Raw genomic sequence first — 20,213 nt, forward strand, 5'->3', positions numbered from 1 at the left:
AGGTATTATTGGTAAGCATGAGCATTCAATTAAAAAATATAAACTGTTTTTACGGCTCTCATCAGGCGCTCTTTGATATCAACTTAGAGTGCCCTGCCGGAGAAACCATGGTATTACTCGGGCCTAGCGGTGCAGGCAAAAGCTCTTTGCTACGTGTACTGAATTTGTTGGAGATGCCACGTTCAGGTGTACTTAACATTGCAGGTCAAAATTTTGATTTTGCCTCAACCCCTGATGCCAAAGCTATCCGTGCATTACGTCAAAATGTCGGAATGGTTTTTCAACAATACAATCTATGGCCTCATCTCACCGTCATGGATAATTTAATTGAAGCGCCGTGCCGAGTTTTAAAGCTGTCACGTCAAGAAGCAAAAGCAAAAGCGGAAAAATTGTTAGAACGTTTGCGATTAACACAATTTGCAACGCGTTTCCCTTTGCATTTATCTGGCGGTCAACAGCAACGTGTTGCCATTGCTCGTGCATTGATGATGGAACCACAAGTTCTGCTATTTGATGAACCAACGGCAGCCCTTGACCCCGAGATTACAGCACAAGTCGTCGATATCATTCGCGAGTTGTCTGCAACAGGAATTACACAGGTGATCGTGACTCATGAAGTTGAGATTGCCCGTAAAGCCGCTAGCCGTGTGGTGTATATGGAAAACGGTCATATTGTTGAACAAGGGGATGCCAGCCATTTCACAGCACCTCAAACTGAAGCATTTGCAAATTATCTGTCACACTAATAGATATAGGATTAAGCAATGAAAAAAATTATATTAGCTGCACTACTTGGCGCTGTAACCCTATCTGCAACTGCGGCGGAAAAAGAGACCATCCGTTTTGCAACAGAAGCGACTTATGCCCCATTTGAAATGTTTGACAAAAACAACCAAATCGTGGGTTTTGACGTCGACCTTGCCAATGCGATGTGTGAAAAAATGAATGCAACTTGCACATTCACCCATCAATCTTTCGATAGCTTGATCCCAAGTTTGAAATTCCGTCGTTTTGAAGCATTGATGGCAGGTATTGATATTACGCCTGATCGCCAAAAACAAGTGGACTTCACTGACACTTATTACCCTAATTCGGCTGAGTTTATTGCCATTAAAGAGAAAGTCTCTTCTGTTGATCAGTTAAAAGGGAAAAAAATTGGCGTTCAAAATGGCACAACTCACCAAAAATATATCATGGAACAGCATAAGGATATGACGACCGTTCCTTATGATAACTACCAATCAGCTATCCTTGATCTGCAAAATGGTCGTATTGATGCTGTGTTCGGTGATACTGCTGTTGCTGACGAATGGCTAAAAGCCAAAGGCAACGAAAACTTAGCGCCTGTTGGTGAAAAAGTCACTGATCCACAGTACTTTGGTATCGGCTTAGGTATCGCGGTTCGTAAAGGTAATAAAGAGTTGTTAGATAAAATGAATAAGGCATTGGCAGAAGTAAAAGCTGATGGAACTTATGACGTTATCTATAAAAAATGGTTTGAACAATAATCGATACTGTTAATGAACAATTTTCTTTTTCTAACAAGTGCCGCCGGTATCACCGTCGGCCTTGCTGTTTCTGCTCTCATATTGGGCCTGATCCTCGCCATGTTATTTACGGCATGGGAGTCCGTGCGTTTTAAACCTATCGCTTTTTTAGGAACGTGCTGGGTCACCTTGATCCGCGGTCTACCTGAACTGCTGGTTGTGTTATTTGTCTATTTCGGCACACTGCAACTGATTAATATTTTAGGTGATGGGATAGAGATCAATCTGGGTTTCTGGCAAACCACCTTACAGATTGATCCGAGCATTTTCTTTGCAGACAGCGGTGAGTTTGACTTTACCCCCTTCGCTTGCGGTGTGGTTGCATTAGCCCTTCTCTATGCGTCCTACGCATCACAAACCCTACGCGGCGCCTTAAAAGCGGTGCCTTATGGGCAGTGGGAAGCAGGTTTAGCGCTTGGATTAACCAAACGAACCATATTCTTTCGTTTTATCATGCCACAAATGTGGCGTCATGCGCTGCCCGGCTTGGGCAACCAATGGCTGGTATTACTCAAAGATACCGCACTGGTTTCTTTAATCAGTGTTAATGATCTTATGTTACAGACTAAGACCATTGTTAACCGTACCCATGAACCTTTTACATGGTACGCTATTGTAGGGCTTATCTATCTTGCGATTACCTTATTAAGCCAAGTTATTTTGAAACGAATTGAATTGCGTACAACTCGCTTTGAAAGAGGTGAATCGCAATGATTGATTTAATTCTCGATATTTTACCTGGCTTACCAACGAGCTTATCGTTAACCTTCAGCGCATTATTTGTGGCATTTATATTGGCCGTATTATTTACGCTCATTTTGTCATTAAAAACGCCAATTATTTCGCAAGCCGTCAAAGTCTATATTACCCTATTTACCGGCACACCATTATTGGTGCAGTTCTTCCTGATTTATAATGGCCCTAGTCAATTTAAATCATTACAAAACTATCCTGTACTGTGGGAGTTTATTTCAACGCCTTGGGTATGTGCGATGATTGCATTAGCCCTCAATAGTGCTGCTTACTCAACATTACTCTTTCATGGTGCCGTAAAAGCAATTCCATCTGGGCAATGGCAATCATGCCAAGCATTAGGTATGTCTAAAGCCCAGACCATGCGGATTATTCTTCCCTATGCGTTTAAGCGCTCTTTATCATCTTATTCGAACGAAGTGGTATTAATCTTTAAAAGTACCTCACTCGCCAGTACGATCACGATGATGGATATTATGGGTTACAGTAGCCAAGTATTTGGTCAAAGTTGGGATGTAATGGCATTTGTGGCTGCGGGGATCATCTACCTCGTTGTTAACGCAATTTTGACGATCATCATGCGATTTATTGAACGTCACGCTCTTGCATTTGAGCAAAGGAACTAACCCGTTTTATCTTTGAATTTAACCTATCACAGTCATAAAAGGGCTTATGAAAATAAGCCCTTGAGGCTTGCTGATAAACAGGGATAAAACCCTAGTTTTTCCCTCTTCGTGTTATCAGCAGTCTGTTTGATTCACCATCAGGGCTAGCGTTTTACCGCTTTTAACACTAAAAATGGTGCATAACGGGTATAGCGTTCAAGATCAGGGCGCTCTTTTAGCGCACTAGCAAGCGGTTTAGGCTCTTTCACCCCTTCAAGGGTAAAACCACAACCAAGTAAGGTTGAGACATAATTTTCCACCGTACGATGGTACTTGATGACGTTCTCCACAAACCACGTTGTGTTCCTGCTTGATTGTTGTTGATAGCAATCAACAGGTAAATAGCGAAAATTACCCCGTATATTCGTGCAGGTATCGGCTTGACCAACCTTAAATATAATTCCAGCTATCAATATAGAGAATGGGATCCCGAAGGGAGATTAACGGATGATGTTCATTGTCTAAATCTAAAACGAAAAACAATTTTGCTTAGCGCTTAGGTTTAGAGGTTCAATATGCCGTTAATGACAATCTGTCAATGGATTTGAGTTACCGCTATCGAAGATGGCTGCACCTTTAAATCCAAAATTAAAGCTCAGTCTAATGATATTTTATTGGGTGTCACCTATCATTTCTAATTAACATTATCCGGCAGCTTATCTTTTAATAAGCTGCTTTAATTATCACACTATTCGATTAATAAAAATGTTCTAAATAATTCGCTAGGTAAGTTGTTTAGTTTTTGACTAATAATGCAATCACTTCGTAGTGCGCAGTATGTGGGAACATATCAAACAACTGTACCTTACTCACAGCATAGCCTTCCAATTGCTCAATATCTTTTGCCATGGTCTGAGCATTACAGCTTGAATATAAAATATAGTTAGGCCGCATAGTCGAAAGATATTCACATAACTCTTTACCTATGCCTCTCCTAGGTGGATTGACTAATACCAATTGAGGAATATTTCCTTTAGCCGTTGCAAACTTCGTTGAATCTAATGCTTGAAACTCAACATGTTGTAGTCCAAGCTCTTGCGCTGATTGCTTGGCACAAGCGATCGCAGGAGCACTAATTTCAATTCCCGTTAACTGAGTTTGCTTTTCCGCACAATGTAAGCCAAATCCGCCAACACCGCAGAAAAGATCCCATAAGCTAGTGATATTAAGCTTTTTAACCCACTCACGCGCTGTTTGATATAACCGAGCAGCCACAACAGGGTTCGTTTGAAAAAAACTGTGCGGCCGTATAAACAGTGGCACTTGATTTAGCTGTTCCCGTAAAACCTGCTGCTCAGTGAGATAAATTTCTTGTTCGCCTTCTAATATCGCCATATGGACAGGCTGCAAATTAACCGTGATCACCGCCAATTGGGGTAATTGCTGTTGCAACCACGGTAACGCATTTTTTAGCTGCTCAACTTTTTTTTCTGAACGCAAGACAAATCGCAACAGAAACTCACCCGTATGCTGGCTTTGCGTTAATAATAAGTATTTTAATTCGCCACGTTTACGTTCAATGTTATAAGGCGTTAAACCTGCTCGCGCAATAAAAGGTTTAATGACATCAAAAACGGCTGAAAATGGCTCAGGATAAAGCGGACAATCCGTTAAACTAATTGCCTGCCCTTGTGAATTCACAATGCCCAATATTGGTTTTTCTACACTTCCACTCACCACCATTTTGGCTTTATTACGAAACCCTGATAAAGGGCTGGCAACTGGCGATTGAAATGCGTCGGTAGTCACCATTGGTAATAAAGAAACTAGGTTTTCCTGTTTTAGTTTGAGTTGTTGATCAGTTGGTAGTTCAAGCCATTGACAGGAACGACATTCGCCTGCCTCATATTTCTCACAATGCATAATATAAAAATTTAATGGAGCGTTACGGAAGGGTTATCATCAATATCAAGGTCAACAGTTTCTTCATCAAACTCATCTTGGTTCGAATACAACAAATTATTGCTATAAATTTCAAAAATAATCGATGATATTTGATCTTCTGCTTGCTGTAAGAAATGGCAAAATTGGCGATAAGTCATCCCAGCTTCAAGCGAGAAGGATTGGCTGACGATTAACTTAGGTAAGTTTTCATTATTAATTTCAAGAAAGACTTTGGCTGTCAGTGAGCTAGCGTTGATTTGGCTGATATTGGCCACTAAAGTCACGATCGCCGTTGGCTTAAGCTCCGCCAGAGCGGAAAGGACAAGAACATTATTAATAATGTCGAGTTTGGCATCAAAAATGCCCTCTATATTTTGCATATGCGGCAAATGTAGAGCAGCACAAGAATCACACTCGAAATAAGAGGTTTTGAGTTGATCAAGCCATTCACGAAGCTGTGATATGTCAGGGTAACAAATAGAATCCATGGGTAATAACCTTCTTCAACTCAAATAAAAACTAATAGAATAACACTTACCTAACCAAACCGAATTTTTTTGGCTAGAAAAGCGGATAATTTTCACACATTGGTGGTGAAAACACCAGTAAAACCATGCTCACTCCCCCTTTTTCTCCTCTTTATCATCATCGTCATCTTGCTTTTTCTTTCTTCCCGGCCTTGATGAGTTTTGATTATCAATACCAAGAAAGCTTAATCCATGTATCGCTCGCCAAACAATATTGATAGTGGCTGGTATCAAGCAACCAATCCCAACCATAACAATCGCGACTAAAACATTTTTCTGCATCAATGGCTCAGGTAAGGTCAGATAGCCATTCATCGCAAGTAAGACAACAATAAGCAGTAAAATCCCTACTGCTTCTAAGATGAGAATCGGCTTAGGAAGATCGGATAGCGAACGCATTTCTCGCTGTGGTTTCTTATTCATCAAGTCCCCTTCTAGAACAATAACTATATACCCCCTACCGAATAAACAGCACTACAACGGGGTATTGTTTAGCGATGCAGTATACCCCATATACTAGCGGATTCTGCATCAGAGCTATACTAGCAAAAGGTAAAATCACCATTTATTTCTAGCTTATTGTCTGGCAAATCATTCACCTTATTATTCCCCTCAATAAGTGCACGGTGACAAAGACAAATCAACAAAGCTGCATCTTGAAGTATGACGAGTATGGAGGCATAGTATTGGGCATTGTGGATAAAAAAACTGTGTTAGTCTTATAGGAGATACTATGTACACTGTGATTTTTGGTCGCCCTGGCTGCCCATACTGTGTTCGTGCTAAAGAGTTAGCTGAAAAACTGAAAAATGACCGCGATGACTTTGACTACCGCTACGTCGATATTCAAGCAGAAGGCCTCACCAAAGAAGATCTATCTAAAACAGTCGGTAAAGAAGTGCTGACTGTGCCACAAATTTTTATCGATGAGAAACACATCGGCGGCTGCACTGATTTCGAAGCTTACGCAAAAGAGCACCTCGATCTCTATAAATAAGCAATAATCCCCATGGGCGGCTCAGTCTCTAATCCGAGTCGCTTCCTTTCTCAATTTGTGCTATTTCCTTCCCATTGCTAAAAAATAAAGCAAATTTTTTTTCTCTATGCGAACTTTCTTATTTAGGGGGGGTCTTAATTTATGCCACTGCTTTTCTTTGATGTCCCCATATTGAGGAGCCCGATAGCCAACTTACGTTTTATCGCTATCGGGTTTTTTATTGCTTAACCGTTCTATTCCCCTTGCAATGTCAGAACTATTTTGCGTTCCCCACCATAATTTCGATGTTCACATAGGTAAATTCCTTGCCATGTCCCCATGTTCAGACGTCCTCGACTCACAGGAATAACCAAACTCGCGCCTAAAATACTCGCTTTAAGATGGGCAGGCATATCATCACTTCCTTCATAGTTATGCTGATAATAAGGCTCATCTTCAGGAACAGCATGGTTAAAGAAGCTTTCAAAATCCTGTCTTACCGTATAGTCTGCATTTTCATTGATTGTCAGTGAAGCCGATGTATGTTGAATAAAGATATTCAGCAGCCCAACTTGGATCTGTTTCAACTCAGGAAGCTGTTGTAACAACTCATCGGTCACTAGATGAAACCCTCTGCTTTTTGCTGTTAATCTTATCTCTTTTTGAAACCACATAAGCTATTCCTTTATCGCGCCTTAAATTTGTCTTATCGCTATTGAGTAAATCATCAACAAAACGTCAACTTATCGCTCTATTTAAGTAATATTAAGATAAAGGCACTTTACCTGCCATGTAAGAGACTTTACTCTCTCGCTTTATCGTCTTATTTATCACCCATTTTCTGAGGTATACACCCGTGCTGGAACAACTTAATCAAGATCTCTTTAATCTCATTAATGCGGCCCCAGCGTCTGCAAGTGGTACTATCGCACTTGCAACCGTTATCGCTAAACGCTTAATTCTCCTTTTCCCTCTGTTTACTGCGGCATGCTGGTTATGGGGTGCCAAACAGGATATGACCCGCCAAAGAGCATTCGTCTGCAAAACAGCATACGCCTTAGTGATCGGTCTGTTTATTTCATGGTTGATTGGCTTAGTTGCACCTCATGAACGCCCTTTTGTTATGGGAATAGGCACCAATTTCCTTGAGCACGAGCCAACCGCTTCTTTCCCTAGCAATCACGGTACTATCGTCTTTACCTTTGTTTTCGCATTTTTGTTCTGGCTAAGAACATGGGTTGGTTTATTGATGCTCGTTCCCGCTATTGCAATTGCATGGTCACGCATCTATTTAGGCGTCCACTGGCCTTTAGATATGATAGGGGCATTTATCTTGGGTCTTATCGCGTGTGGTTTAGCCCAAATTCTTTGGGGACTTATCGGCCATAAAATCCAAGCCCCGCTCACACATCTTTACCAAATCATATTTTCAGTTCTTATTCGCAAAGGCTGGGTACAACCCTAATTTTTTCATTAATCAGTACTGGCGTTATTTACGCCAGTACTTAAACAATTTAAATTTTGCGTTGAATCAATATTTAGTTTTATTTTTCCATTCTAAAAATGAATAAAAAAGCCTTTTCACCACCAGAATAAACAACATTTAATTAACAAATATTTTGTTACGCTTTTTAATTATTTTTTCCTTCGAAAAATAAGTATTCAACTGCTCTTTAAACCATCTTATTATTCATTAATGTCTTTAGAATAAAAAAACTAAAAAAATAATAATTAATCACTAAGTAAACAACTATAACAAAACAAAATAAACACATTGAAAACAACAAGTTAAATAACTCAAAAACAGTGTATAATTGGTTTTGATTCAATATTAATTTCTGGATTTAATTCATTTTCCTACTACTTCAATAAATCTATTCTATTCATTAATATAATAATATTCCTCCACACAAATATAAATTGACACATAACTACTCCCCATTGGTTATTCTCCGATATTAAAAGCCTCCCTCCCCTTATTAATCTTAAGGTAAATTTCTTAACAATTTTATAAAAATCGAAAAATAATCACGTTAAAGACATTTTTCTCTTTTGAGAGTATGATCACGGTGATTTATACTAAAAATAGGTACATTCGCACCATCAAAAGTGGTTTATCAAATCTACCTACAAAACTAACAAAACTGATTGAAAATAAATTTACTATCAGTTTTATATTTATTTCCAATCAGATTGTTAGGTAGAAACAAAACTGCACATTATATTTGGCGATAATTTGTTCGTACCAAAAGATTAAAACATCAGTGATGGCTTATGCCTTCACCGAGATGCCTATTTTTTGACTTTTATTTCGGAGACTATTATGGATACAACTCGAGTTGGTTCCATCGATAAAACAGCCTCGCAAATTGGAAATGCCCTTGCTTGGCGTAAAACAGATACTGTATGGATGCTTGGTTTATATGGTACAGCTATCGGTGCTGGAGTCTTGTTCCTACCTATTAATGCAGGAATGAGCGGCCTACTTCCCGTCCTATTGATGTTAGTACTCGCTTTTCCAATGACCTTCTTCGCTCACCGTGGTTTAACACGCTTTGTTCTTTCAGGTTCAAAGCCTGAAGGTGATATCACTGAAGTGGTTGAAGAACATTTTGGACGTACTGCGGGTAACTGGATCACCCTGCTCTATTTCTTTGCAATTTATCCAATCCTCTTGGTGTATGGTGTTTCTATCACCAATAATGTGCACAAATTCCTGACAGAACTCATGGGCTTTACCGCACCACCACGTTGGTTGCTAGCGTTGGTTTTGGTGGGTGGCATCATGGCCATTGTGGCATTCGGTGAAAAATATATTGTTAAAGTGATGAGTATGCTGGTGTTCCCATTTATCGCCGTGCTACTCGCTTTCTCTTTATATATGATCCCCCATTGGAATGGTGCGGTACTTGATACCTTAACCATAGAGGGCATCACAGAAGCGGCAAAACACAGTGGTGGTCAGAGTATCTGGGTAACTATCTGGTTAACCATTCCTGTTATGGTGTTCGCATTCAACCATTCACCTATCATTTCAGCGTTCTCTGTAGCAAAGCGTGAAGAATATGGTGCACAGGCTGAACAAAAATGCTCACGTATCCTCGCATCTGCACACATCTTAATGGTATTCACTGTTATGTTCTTTGTGTTTAGCTGCGTGTTCACCCTGTCTTCGGCAGATTTGGCTCAAGCAAAAAAACTGAACATTAGTATCCTTGACTACTTATCTGGTTACTTTGATCAACCTTTCATCAAATTTGCTGCCGCAATTATCGCTTTCGTTGCTATAATTAAATCATTCCTCGGACACTATTTAGGTGCACGAGAAGGCTTTAATGGCCTCGTTGAGCGCGCTTATCGTGCGAAAGGCAAAACAATTGACGTTCGTAAATTGAATCGTGGTACAGCTATCTTCATGTTAGTCACCACTTGGTTAGTGGCAACATTAAACCCTGGCGTACTGGATATCATCGAAAGTCTAGGTGGCCCAATCATTGCTATCTTACTGTTCTTAATGCCTATGTATGCTATCAGTAAAGTTCCAGCAATGCGTAAGTACTCAGGTAAGTTAAGCAATGCATTTATCGTTATCATGGGTTTGATTGCTATCTCAGCCGCAACTTATAAGTTGTTCTTCTAAGTCAGCCTTTATCGGGAGGCGGGATCCACTCCGGCGGATATGCCTCCCCTTCTCAAATAAGATGCCGGAAGATACGGCATCACATGCCTAAGAAATTAAGACTTTATATAGGAAGCGCTGAATATGATTAGCGTATTTGATATCTTCAAGATTGGTATTGGTCCATCTAGCTCCCACACCGTCGGCCCGATGAAAGCGGGTAAACAATTTGTTGAGGATTTAATCCAACAAAACCTTCTGACAGCCACCTCACGAATTGCGGTTGATGTCTATGGTTCTTTATCATTGACAGGGAAAGGACACGCAACTGATATCGCGATTATTATGGGTCTCGCTGGTAACTTACCTGATACTGTTGATATTGATGCCATACCTAACTTTATCCGTCATGTTGCGCAAAGTGGTAAATTGCTGTTGGCTCAAGGGCAGCATGAGGTTGACTTCCCCATTGAAGGCGGGATGAATTTCCATTCAACCAATTTACCTTTACATGAAAATGGCATGACCATTAGTGCATTTAATGCCGATAATAACGTGATCTACAAAAAGACCTACTACTCTATCGGAGGGGGTTTTATTGTCGATGAGGAGCATTTTGGTCAATCGACTGAACAATCAGTACAAGTTCCCTATCCCTATAAATATGCAGCAGATTTACAAAAGCATTGTAAAGAGACAGGCCTATCTCTTTCTGCTCTCGTGATGCAAAATGAGTTAGCCATACACAGTAAAGAAGAAATCCATCAATATTTAGCGGCTGTCTGGGATGTCATGAAGGCGGGTATTGAGCGTGGCGTCACCACCGAAGGGTTATTACCGGGGCCACTACGAGTACCTCGTCGTGCCGCAGCATTACGCCGTCAACTTGTGACTAGCGATAATACCAATATTGACCCAATGGCAGTAATTGACTGGATCAATATGTTCGCCTTAGCCGTCAACGAAGAGAATGCTGCGGGAGGCCGTGTTGTCACCGCGCCAACTAATGGCGCATGTGGCATTATCCCTGCCGTTTTAGCTTACTATGACAAATTTATTCGTCCTGTAAATGAGAACTCCTATACTCGCTATTTCTTAGTATCAGGTGTTATCGGCTCATTATACAAAATGAATGCCTCTATCTCTGGTGCAGAAGTTGGTTGCCAAGGTGAGGTCGGTGTCGCTTGTTCAATGGCAGCAGCAGGCCTTGCCGAGTTGATGGGAGGAAGTCCAGAACAAGTTTGTGTAGCAGCAGAAATCGCGATGGAGCATAACCTTGGCTTGACTTGTGACCCTGTTGGTGGGCAAGTTCAAGTGCCTTGTATCGAACGTAATGCAATAGCCGCAGTAAAAGCGGTCAACGCGGCACGCATGGCATTACGCCGTGTGAGTGACCCGCGAGTTTGCTTAGATAAGGTTATCGAAACCATGTATGAAACGGGTAAAGATATTAATGCCAAATATCGTGAAACGTCACAAGGTGGTCTAGCAATTAAATTGGCGCATTGTGAATAATTACCCTGTTTTTAATCGACAGTAATGTCACTTTATATGCCTGCTTTTAATATGAGAAATCTTATCATAAAGCAGGCATAGTATGGATGAACAAAAACGTAACTATTTCCCCTTTAAATCCCCAATCGTTTTGACTTAACATACCCGTTCAACTTTGTCGTGTTGTGAGAGAAAAAAGTATAATTGTATCCTCATTACAATATTGAGGATATTCTTTAAAAAAAGAATAAAAATGCATAGTTCTAGGTATCATACATTATTTTCCCTTTTCACAAGAATTTCACCATATTCTTCCGCTTTTATCAAACAGCTAATACATATTTTCTCAGGAATAAAAGGAATATCAGGTAATGAACTTTGTGGGATTGAAGTCCCTAATATTTTCACAACATCAGGTAATTGTCCTTCCCCCCCACCACTTGAAGGTGCCCCAGTACCAAAATTAATCATTTTACTAGATGTAATTCCGCCAGCATCAATCTTAACAAAGTTCCCTGCTGCCTGTAAGGTTAATTCGCCCCCTGCATCAATAACCACTTTTACTCCCGCTTTTAGTTCCTTTCTTTTCTGTTTTTCTTATCCCGAGTTCAGGTTATTTACTTTTACATCCTGTTAAAACTTGACCGCTTCCGTCAGGAAGTCTGAATGAAAGTATCCCTAACCTTTTCATATAACCAATATGAACATCATCTTTATCATAGAACAGTTCATCACCCTCTTTCCCTTTTTTCTCTTCAAGCCTTGGAGTTACATAATCTCCAAGATTCATTCCCTTTACTGTAACTACTCTATTGTCAATCACAATGACGGCTTCTGACAAATTACTAGGGAATTCATATTCATTACCCGTTAGATCCGCAGCACGGTTTATATCCTGATCTATAATACAGACGTATTCTCCATCATACGTTACATCTTTCCCACCGCAGCCAGCCAATGAGACAGCAAAAATTCCTAACACCAACCCCTTTTTCATACATCACCATATTTTAGTTAAGTACGTAAATACTAGGATAGATGCAGGTTTCAGGCAATCATAACCACCCGCAAAGCGGGTGGTTTTATGTTTAAGACATTAACGCGACTTAAACTGGCTAAAGTCATAAAAAAACAGGAGTCAGCAATATACTGACTCCTGTGTTTCGTTAATTTTATTATGATTACGCGATATCTGATTTAACCAGCATCGATACCGATTGTGCTCTTTGCTTCACCTCATTTACAATGCCGTTTGCAACGCCTTCGATTCTACTCCCCATTGAACTGATTGACTCTCTCAATGTACTTACAACCGTGTCCGCCTTACCATCTACATTAATATTTATCTCATTCTTCATCACCATAGATTGGCTATTGCTATCGCCTGCTTTAATAGTACCTGAGTTTATACCTAGGTTTTCAGCATTACCGCCCGTCACAGCAGGAGCCATTTGCTCTTTAATATCCCCCAATGGATCGGCAGTATTTGAAATTGTCACTGTGGTAGTTTTGCTGCTCGTCGTCACTATAGAATCCGATAGCTCTTCTTTACCTTCATTAGCCAGTGAAGCTATTTGCTCTAAAAGAACTTCCAGTTTTTTACCAAACTCCTGCTGTTTTTGGCTGTATTCTGTTTCCATTTTGGTGATTTTAATATTCAAACGAGAAATGGTTTCTTCTCTTTTTGAAATTAAGGATTGGTTATTTTCTAATTTGTCTTGTGTATCATTAAGTTCTTTTTTCAATGATGCAATCGCTTTATTGAGCTCTTCTTTATTAGCACAATCGTCATTTAATTGCTGCTCTAACTCAGCAATTTTAGATTCCTTATTATGGATATCCGACTGTAATGCTTCAATACGGTCATTTGCTTTAATTATTTTTTTATTGATATCAACAAGTCTCTCTTCAAGTTTATTTTTATCTTCGATAGCTTGTTTTATTTTTATTGCCATCGATTTTATCTCTTGATCTTTATCAGACAATTGAGATACCAAATTATCAATTTTCTCAAGGTCACTACTTATAACTTCATTTAATTTTTTAATTTCCTCATTTTTTTCTTTTAGTAATGTCTCATATCTATCTTTTTCCGATTGAGATAGCGCGCTACCATCAGCTTGCATATCACTGAAACTTTCTTTTATTTTGGCAAAATCGTCTTTCATCGCTTTAAGCTGCTTTTGATTTCCATCATAAGTTTCTACACAGTGCTGTAGTTCCCTGACGGCATCCCCCCCTTTTAAATAAGAGTATTTTGTATTAACCGAACCAAATTCGTTATTCGCTAAACCGCCTTTTAACGTATTTTTGTTTATACCATAATTACTGCTATGACCCCCACCGATATCACCATTGTTTTTACCATGATTAATGGCGGCTCCAGCTTCAATAATATCTTCATTATGGTTATTATTAATTGAGCTACCACCTTTAATTCTACCATTACCTAACCCACCATCGTGAGCTAAGCCACCTTCAATAATGCCTTTATTACGGCCATGATTAGTAGCATCTCCGCCTATTGTCGTGTTCTCACCCAATCCTTGTGTTGTTTGTTTTCTTTCTAGCTGTGCTTTTCTTTCTTCAATTGTCATAGCCATAAATATCATTCTCCGTATTAAATACACTAATTAAATCCATTTATAAATAAAATACTTCATATCGGTTTGGCAATTCCATTGAATAAATTACATTCATAAAAATAATTAAACACCAAACGATTAATATAATTATTGAATTAAAAATAAAATATTGCAATTGAAGTTTATCTGTAAAAAATAATTATAAATTAAGACTAACTCTATTTAAATATTCAAAATTACGATAAGTTAATAATCTTTCATTTGTAAAATAGCGTTTTTCAATCCAAGATTATACCTAAGTGCCTTAAGGCCCTCACATCCTCGTATTATATCGTTCACCCGCCATGCAATTCAGAAACGCAAACTCTTCCTGAACGATGATTCTGTACGTAGAGTGATTTATTTAGTGATTGAGTCGGCCTCTAAAAAATGGAGCATGCTGATCCAATACGGGAAACAAGCATTAAGTCATTTTATTATTGCGTTCGGTAACGGCCCAAACGGCCACATTTAATGAAAGGCGAATACATAGAATGAGTTACAGGGGAGTTGCTGATGCTGTATTTACAGCACCAGCACACCATTCAAAAATAATAATATGGTGACCGTTGCACACATCTAACAAAAAAGCCTCAGCAATCCAATCGTTAATTGTTCACCATCGGCCAATTGAGCTTTGCAACAGCGCCACCTCAAGCGTGCATTTAATCAGGATTTAACCAAAAATAGCATTCCACCAGCCACTGACCGTTTTTACGATATAGTCCCAAATACGCCCAAAGAAGCCCGCTTCTTCAACTGATTCTTTGACCACGAGTGGACGCTGTTCAACAATTTGATCGTTTAAGATAAAATTGACTGTTCCAACCGCTTGATTTTTAGCCAGTGGTGCTTCAATTGATGGATTCGTCAGCGTATAACTCACTTTCAAATTCTGTAACTGGCCTTTTGGTATCGTGATAGCAGTGTCTTTTTCAACGCCAAGTGCTACCTCTGATTTATCACCAAACCAAACGCGCTGTGTTTGCAATGTTTGATCGGCTTTGATTGGAGTCACCGTTTCAAAGAAACGGAACCCCCATGTCAGTAATTTTTCACTTTCCGAAAAACGTACTCGGTCACTCGGAGCACCAAGCACCACAGAAATCAGACGCATTGGGCCATCCGTCGCGGAAGCAACTAAATTATGCCCTGCGCCACTGGTATGACCCGTTTTCACACCATCAACATTGAGATTTTGGCTCCATAACAGACGGTTACGGTTAGGTTGACGGATTTTGTTAAAAGTAAACTCTTTTTCTTTATGTAAAGCGTACTCATCAGGCACATCACGGATCATCGCTTGGGCTAAAATTGCCATATCACGAGCAGTGCTATATTGCCCTTCAGAATCTAGGCCATGCACTGTTTTAAAATGGGTATTTTTTAACCCTAACTGCTTCACATATTCATTCATCAAGCTGACGAACGAGTCTTGGCTACCAGCGACATAATCCGCGAGCGCGATACTGGCATCATTCCCTGACTGAATAACGACCCCTTTATTTAGATCCAATACCGAGACACGATCTTTAGGCTTTAAAAACATCAGTGATGAGCCTTTTAGGACGGGATTGCCCGTTGCCCACGCATCTACACCTACCGTGACCATATCCTGTGGCGTGATTTTACCCGCTTTAATTGCTTGACCGACCACATAGCTGGTCATCATTTTCGTCAAACTAGCAGGATCTAAACGCTCATCTGGATTACCTGACGCCAAAATTTTACCACTGTCGTAGTCCATCAATACAAAAGCTTTTGCATCAACCTGTGGAGCAACCGGTGTTCCTGCCGCGTAAGCAAAATGACTTACCGCAACTAAAAGGCCTAATCCAGTTCCTAGGTATCGCGCCTTTAAGGTGAAAAATTTTTTGTTCATCGGTTACTCCTTTACAAATACTAAAACGGTTAATTCATTATTAATGTAGGGCTTTTTACACAATTAAGCTACACACAACAAATAAAGATTGTTCCCATAATACGATTTCATCTATCTTAATTAGGGTAAACAACGAAACATCAAATCATGGGGAAAACTATGTTAACTGTATGGGGTCGTAAAAACTCATCAAACGTCAAAAAAGTACTTTGGTGCCTTGAAGAATTGAACGTTGCTTATCATCAAAAAGATGTTGGCGGCCCTTTTGGGGGGCTTGATACACCTGAATATAAAAAAATGAATCCAAACAGCACCATTCCAACTTTACAGGATGATGACTTTACCCTGTGGGAATCAAATACCATTTTACGATACCTTACGGAAAAGTTTGATCATTCTCACTTATTGGTCCCACAAAACCTTCAAGAAAAGGCTGCTGCCGACAAATGGTTAGATTGGGGATGTGGAAGTTTGTTCGATAATATCAAACAGATGATGAATAAAATTGTCCGCGTTTCCCCTGACGAACGAGATCCAGAAACAGTACGTACCATTTATCACAATATTGAAAAGTTGCTCAAAATTGCCGATGAAGCCCTAGCGACTCAGCCCTATTTTAGCGGTCAACAATTTGGGATCGCTGATATCGCTATTGCTCCACTGTTTTACCCATGGCACGAAATCGTCACAGAACGCCCTGAATTCCCTCACTTAGAACGTTGGTACTCTCAGTTAACAACCCGTCCTGCTTTCCAAAAAATTGTGATGATCCCGCTTAAATAGTCATCGGCATCTGCATTGGGTTTGGGTATTGATACTCAAACCCAAGTTCTTGACAGATACGTTCACCTTTAACGATTTTCCCTGCATTTTCTGCCGGTTCAGTGCAAAATTCAGGTGCCTCCAAATTTAATGATTGAGACGCTTGGCGGTAGAAATCCGCGCGTTGAGGATGTTGAGGAGCACATAAATTATAGATATGTCCTCCTTTGGGCTGCCTGAGTAATAATAGGATGGCAGCAATCACATCATCCTGATGAACAAGATTAACAGGCTGTGTTGCTCCTTTTAGGGATTTTTTGCCTGCAAGGAAACGCCCTGCGTGACGATTTTCTCCTACCAACCCCGCCAGCCGTAAAATATCCACTGAAATATTCGGCAGTGCATGAAGCCAGTTTTCAACTTCAATCAAGGCTTGCCCTGACGCGGTTTCTGCATGTCGCTGGCTATTTTCATCAATTTCACCAATCGCATTACCGTAAACAGAAGTCGATGAGGTAAAAATCACACGAGGAATTTGAAAGGTTATTGCCGTATCAACAAGCTGTTCGATGGCGTTGACATAAGCTGATACATTCACTTTTGAAGGCGGTAGTAAAATAATTAACGCCTGAGCCTCTTCCATTAATTGCTGTAAGTCATCACCATCACACACTAATTCGGGAGTGAGCTGCAAATGATAACAATCAATTCCTACAGCACGAGCGGCAGCGATACCATCCGTGGTCGTTTTTGTGCCAGAGACTTCAATCCCCTCAGCTAACAACGCTCTCGCAAGGGGTAACCCTAACCACCCTAATCCAACAATTGCGACCTTTTTCATCATTCCCCCCTACATACCGACAATAACTTAATTCTGCTTAGCTTATCGAAAAACCTTTTAACTTCCGAATATATTATTCAGGCGATTATTCACTATAAAACGGCACTATCCAATTATTATCGATTATTTTTAAAAAAAGAGTTGCATTCTAGTGATGAAATCGGATAGGTTGATGAGTAGTGAATGTTTAAGCAACTAACAATATTATTATCGGAAGCTATTATGACTCGTATTTCTCGCAACCATCATCATCACCATCATCCTGATTAGTCTTTCGGGCGATGTGTGCTGGAAGACGTTCAATAACTCTTCCGGTGGCTGAAATGCGAAATAGAGAAAACCCTCGGAAGAATATCTTCCGAGGGTTTTTTTATTATTAATCAAAAATATATTACAGAATAAGCAGGGTAAAATTATGTTGGATAAATCACGGTTAAGAATTGCTATTCAAAAATCAGGTCGTTTAAGTGAAGACTCACGAGAACTGCTTGCCCGCTGCGGAATTAAAATCAATTTACAACAACAGCGATTGATTGCTTATGCAGAAAATATGCCTATTGATTTACTTCGTGTACGCGATGACGATATCCCAGGGCTAGTTATGGATGGTGTCGTTGACCTTGGTATCATTGGTGAAAACGTCCTTGAAGAGGAGCTATTAAGCCGCCGTGCTCAAGGCGATAATCCCGCTTATAAGACACTGCGTCGCCTTGATTTTGGTGCTTGTCGCTTATCATTAGCCGCGCCTCTTGACTTTAACTACACAGGTGCAGAGTGCTTAAATGGCTCTCGTATTGCCACCTCTTACCCGAACTTATTAAAACGTTACTTCGATGAAAAAGGCATTCAATTTAAATCTTGTTTATTAAACGGCTCTGTCGAAGTCGCCCCTCGGGCAGGTCTTGCCGATGCTATCTGTGACCTTGTTTCAACAGGGGCAACATTAGAGGCCAACGGCCTAAAAGAAGTCGAAGTGATTTATCGTTCTAAAGCTTGTTTGATCCAACGAGACGGGGAAATTTCAGCAGACAAGCAGCAACTGATTGATCGCATGATGACACGCATTCAAGGTGTTATCCAAGCCCGCGAATCCAAATACATTATGCTACACGCTCCAAGTGAGCGCTTAGAAGAGATTATCGCATTACTGCCGGGTGCAGAGCGCCCTACTTTGTTGCCTTTAGCGGGAGATAAAAACCGTGTTGCAATGCACATGGTCAGCAGTGAAACCCTGTTCTGGGAAACCATGGAAAAACTCAAGGCATTAGGCGCAAGCTCCATTTTGGTTCTACCTATTGAAAAAATGATGGAGTAATACCGATGGAAATGGGATTTAATCAACCGATTCGCTGGTCATCATGTCATGCTAATGAACAAAAAGCGCTACTGACACGCCCTGCCATCGCTGCGTCTACAAACATTAGCGCTGCTGTCACCCAGATCATTGAACAGGTCAAAGCCCGCGGTGATAGTGCATTAATCGAATTTAGCCAACGTTTTGATAAAACAGCTATTTCAACTATTCGTGTTTCACAAGATGCTGTTGAACAAGCCGCAACACGCCTTGATGACAACATCAAAATTGCGATGCAAACGGCCATCGGCAATATCCGTCGTTTTCATGAGGCTCAGAAACCGGCGGCTATTCAAGTTGAAACTCAACCTGGGGTTGTGTGCCAACAAATTACACGCCCGATCGATTCCGTGGGTCTCTATATTCCTGGAGGCTCGGCCCCCCTTCTTTCAACGGTAATGATGTTAGGCACACCCGCAAATATTGCAGGCTGCCGGCAAGTGATCCTTTGCTCACCGCCACCTATTGCAGATGAAATACTCTATGCCGCTAAATTGTGTGGTATTACCGATATTTTCCAAGTTGGGGGAGCGCAAGCAATTGCCGCTATGGCATTTGGAACCGAAAGTATTCCCGCCGTTGATAAAATTTTTGGCCCGGGCAATGCCTATGTGACAGAGGCCAAACGCCAAGTCAGCCAAGATCACGAAGGGGCCGCAATTGATATGCCAGCGGGGCCATCAGAAGTGTTAGTCATTGCTGACAGCCAAGCCAACCCTGCTTTTACAGCGGCGGATCTATTATCGCAAGCAGAGCATGGCCCTGATTCACAAGTCATATTGTTAACCGACAGCCAAACATTTGCTCAACGTGTTATTGATGAAACGGAAAAACAGCTTGCAGAGCTATCGCGTGCTGATATTGCAAGAGCAGCATTGAGTGCCAGTCGTGTCATTATTGCTGACTCCATTGCACAGTGCGTTGAAATAAGTAACCGCTACGGTCCAGAACATTTAATTCTACAAACACGTAATGCCGACGAATTAGTCGAAGACATCACCAGTGCGGGATCGATTTTTGTTGGTGACTGGTCACCTGAATCCGCGGGAGATTATGCATCTGGAACTAACCACGTGTTGCCGACTTACGGTTATACATCAACCTATTCAAGTCTTGGCCTTGCTGATTTTATGAAACGTATGACAGTGCAAAAACTCTCGCCTCAAGGGCTTCTAGGGTTAGCGACTACCATTGAAACGTTAGCGCAAGCAGAAAGCCTAACGGCTCACAAAAATGCCGTGACCTTACGTGTCACTGAACTGAACAAACAAAAATAGGAGTGAGT

21 protein-coding genes, 1 pseudogene and 1 other annotated feature are annotated in these 20,213 nt (G+C 40.6%); of the genes and pseudogenes, 12 read left to right on the plus strand and 10 right to left on the minus strand.

Features of this window, described 5'->3' with window-relative positions:
* The first annotated feature begins 17 nt into the window (after positions 1–17).
* Genes artP through artM form a run of 4 tightly spaced genes read left to right on the plus strand, consistent with a single transcriptional unit; the run spans position 18 to position 2,926 of the window.
* A complete protein-coding gene (artP, locus tag PR699_RS07290; protein ID WP_004918053.1) occupies positions 18–746 on the plus strand; it encodes an arginine ABC transporter ATP-binding protein ArtP in 729 nt (242 codons plus the stop codon).
* 18 nt (positions 747–764) lie between these two features.
* Entirely contained in the window at positions 765–1,508 is a 744-nt protein-coding gene (artJ, locus tag PR699_RS07295) for an arginine ABC transporter substrate-binding protein (protein ID WP_004918052.1), read from the plus strand.
* 12 nt (positions 1,509–1,520) lie between these two features.
* On the plus strand, positions 1,521–2,261 hold the full coding sequence (gene artQ / locus PR699_RS07300) for an arginine ABC transporter permease ArtQ (RefSeq protein WP_004918050.1): 741 nt from the start codon (positions 1,521–1,523) through the stop codon (positions 2,259–2,261).
* Positions 2,258–2,926 (plus strand): arginine ABC transporter permease ArtM, encoded by a 669-nt coding sequence (gene artM / locus PR699_RS07305; RefSeq protein ID WP_004918049.1) that lies wholly within the window; start codon positions 2,258–2,260, stop codon positions 2,924–2,926. The genes artQ and artM overlap by 4 nt, the downstream gene beginning before the upstream one ends.
* A gap of 143 nt (positions 2,927–3,069) precedes the next feature.
* Here the strand turns inward: artM and PR699_RS07310 are convergent, their stop codons facing one another.
* The 4 genes from PR699_RS07310 to PR699_RS07325 form a co-directional block, all read right to left on the minus strand.
* Entirely contained in the window at positions 3,070–3,378 is a 309-nt protein-coding gene (locus PR699_RS07310) for a hypothetical protein (RefSeq protein WP_146778588.1), read from the minus strand.
* A gap of 322 nt (positions 3,379–3,700) precedes the next feature.
* Positions 3,701–4,828, minus strand: a complete 1,128-nt coding sequence (gene rlmC / locus PR699_RS07315) for a 23S rRNA (uracil(747)-C(5))-methyltransferase RlmC (protein WP_014657824.1) — start codon at positions 4,826–4,828, stop codon at positions 3,701–3,703.
* A gap of 11 nt (positions 4,829–4,839) precedes the next feature.
* A complete protein-coding gene (locus PR699_RS07320) occupies positions 4,840–5,337 on the minus strand; it encodes a YbjN domain-containing protein (RefSeq protein WP_004918042.1) in 498 nt (165 codons plus the stop codon).
* Positions 5,338–5,466: 129 nt separating this feature from the next.
* Entirely contained in the window at positions 5,467–5,799 is a 333-nt protein-coding gene (locus PR699_RS07325) for a DUF1418 family protein (RefSeq protein ID WP_004918040.1), read from the minus strand.
* Between the two features lie 310 nt (positions 5,800–6,109).
* On the opposite strand from PR699_RS07325, the gene PR699_RS07330 reads away from it, so the two are divergent.
* Positions 6,110–6,373 (plus strand): GrxA family glutaredoxin, encoded by a 264-nt coding sequence (locus PR699_RS07330; protein ID WP_004918038.1) that lies wholly within the window; start codon positions 6,110–6,112, stop codon positions 6,371–6,373.
* A 233-nt stretch (positions 6,374–6,606) separates the two neighbouring features.
* Here PR699_RS07330 and PR699_RS07335 read toward each other — a convergent pair whose 3' ends face one another.
* A complete protein-coding gene (locus tag PR699_RS07335) occupies positions 6,607–7,026 on the minus strand; it encodes a secondary thiamine-phosphate synthase enzyme YjbQ (RefSeq protein ID WP_004918036.1) in 420 nt (139 codons plus the stop codon).
* Between the two features lie 182 nt (positions 7,027–7,208).
* On the opposite strand from PR699_RS07335, the gene ybjG reads away from it, so the two are divergent.
* The 3 genes from ybjG to PR699_RS07350 all read left to right on the plus strand — a co-directional run bounded on the left by ybjG (position 7,209) and on the right by PR699_RS07350 (position 11,486).
* Positions 7,209–7,817 carry an undecaprenyl-diphosphate phosphatase gene (gene ybjG / locus PR699_RS07340; RefSeq protein ID WP_004918034.1) on the plus strand — a complete coding sequence of 203 codons (609 nt, stop codon included), beginning with the start codon at positions 7,209–7,211 and terminating at the stop codon, positions 7,815–7,817.
* An 858-nt stretch (positions 7,818–8,675) separates the two neighbouring features.
* A complete protein-coding gene (locus PR699_RS07345; RefSeq protein WP_014657823.1) occupies positions 8,676–9,992 on the plus strand; it encodes a serine/threonine transporter in 1,317 nt (438 codons plus the stop codon).
* 123 nt (positions 9,993–10,115) lie between these two features.
* Positions 10,116–11,486 carry an L-serine ammonia-lyase gene (locus PR699_RS07350; protein WP_014657822.1) on the plus strand — a complete coding sequence of 457 codons (1,371 nt, stop codon included), beginning with the start codon at positions 10,116–10,118 and terminating at the stop codon, positions 11,484–11,486.
* Positions 11,487–11,735: 249 nt separating this feature from the next.
* Here PR699_RS07350 and PR699_RS07355 read toward each other — a convergent pair whose 3' ends face one another.
* From PR699_RS07355 to PR699_RS07365, 3 genes are all read right to left on the minus strand, one after another.
* Complete coding sequence (locus PR699_RS07355) at positions 11,736–12,023, minus strand: hypothetical protein (protein WP_004918029.1); 288 nt, start codon at positions 12,021–12,023, stop codon at positions 11,736–11,738.
* 55 nt (positions 12,024–12,078) lie between these two features.
* Positions 12,079–12,462: a hypothetical protein gene (locus tag PR699_RS07360; protein WP_004918027.1), complete on the minus strand. Its 384-nt coding sequence runs from the start codon at positions 12,460–12,462 to the stop codon at positions 12,079–12,081.
* A 184-nt stretch (positions 12,463–12,646) separates the two neighbouring features.
* Entirely contained in the window at positions 12,647–14,068 is a 1,422-nt protein-coding gene (locus PR699_RS07365; RefSeq protein WP_042116421.1) for a hypothetical protein, read from the minus strand.
* 322 nt (positions 14,069–14,390) lie between these two features.
* On the opposite strand from PR699_RS07365, the pseudogene PR699_RS07370 reads away from it, so the two are divergent.
* Positions 14,391–14,564 (plus strand): annotated as a pseudogene (locus PR699_RS07370) (IS256 family transposase); the annotation flags it as partial.
* 201 nt (positions 14,565–14,765) lie between these two features.
* On the opposite strand, the gene PR699_RS07375 reads toward PR699_RS07370, so the two are convergent.
* Positions 14,766–15,971: a serine hydrolase gene (locus PR699_RS07375; protein WP_004918021.1), complete on the minus strand. Its 1,206-nt coding sequence runs from the start codon at positions 15,969–15,971 to the stop codon at positions 14,766–14,768.
* Between the two features lie 159 nt (positions 15,972–16,130).
* Here PR699_RS07375 and PR699_RS07380 point away from each other — a divergent pair, with 159 nt between their 5' ends.
* Positions 16,131–16,754 (plus strand): glutathione S-transferase family protein, encoded by a 624-nt coding sequence (locus PR699_RS07380; protein ID WP_014657819.1) that lies wholly within the window; start codon positions 16,131–16,133, stop codon positions 16,752–16,754.
* On the opposite strand, the gene PR699_RS07385 is transcribed toward PR699_RS07380, so the two are convergent.
* A complete protein-coding gene (locus PR699_RS07385; RefSeq protein ID WP_014657818.1) occupies positions 16,747–17,574 on the minus strand; it encodes an SDR family oxidoreductase in 828 nt (275 codons plus the stop codon). The two genes, PR699_RS07380 and PR699_RS07385, sit on opposite strands and share 8 nt — an antisense overlap.
* A gap of 245 nt (positions 17,575–17,819) precedes the next feature.
* Positions 17,820–17,948, plus strand: a sequence feature (His leader region).
* A gap of 41 nt (positions 17,949–17,989) precedes the next feature.
* Between PR699_RS07385 and hisG the strand changes: the two genes are divergently transcribed.
* Both hisG and hisD read left to right on the plus strand, forming a co-directional pair.
* Positions 17,990–18,889: an ATP phosphoribosyltransferase gene (gene hisG / locus PR699_RS07390; RefSeq protein ID WP_004918014.1), complete on the plus strand. Its 900-nt coding sequence runs from the start codon at positions 17,990–17,992 to the stop codon at positions 18,887–18,889.
* Between the two features lie 5 nt (positions 18,890–18,894).
* Positions 18,895–20,205, plus strand: coding sequence for a histidinol dehydrogenase (hisD, locus tag PR699_RS07395; RefSeq protein WP_004918012.1), 1,311 nt, complete (start codon positions 18,895–18,897; stop codon positions 20,203–20,205).
* Positions 20,206–20,213: the final 8 nt, after the last annotated feature.

Origin of the sequence: Providencia sp. PROV268, assembly GCF_028477805.1 — a bacterium.
GTDB lineage: Bacteria > Pseudomonadota > Gammaproteobacteria > Enterobacterales > Enterobacteriaceae > Providencia > Providencia stuartii.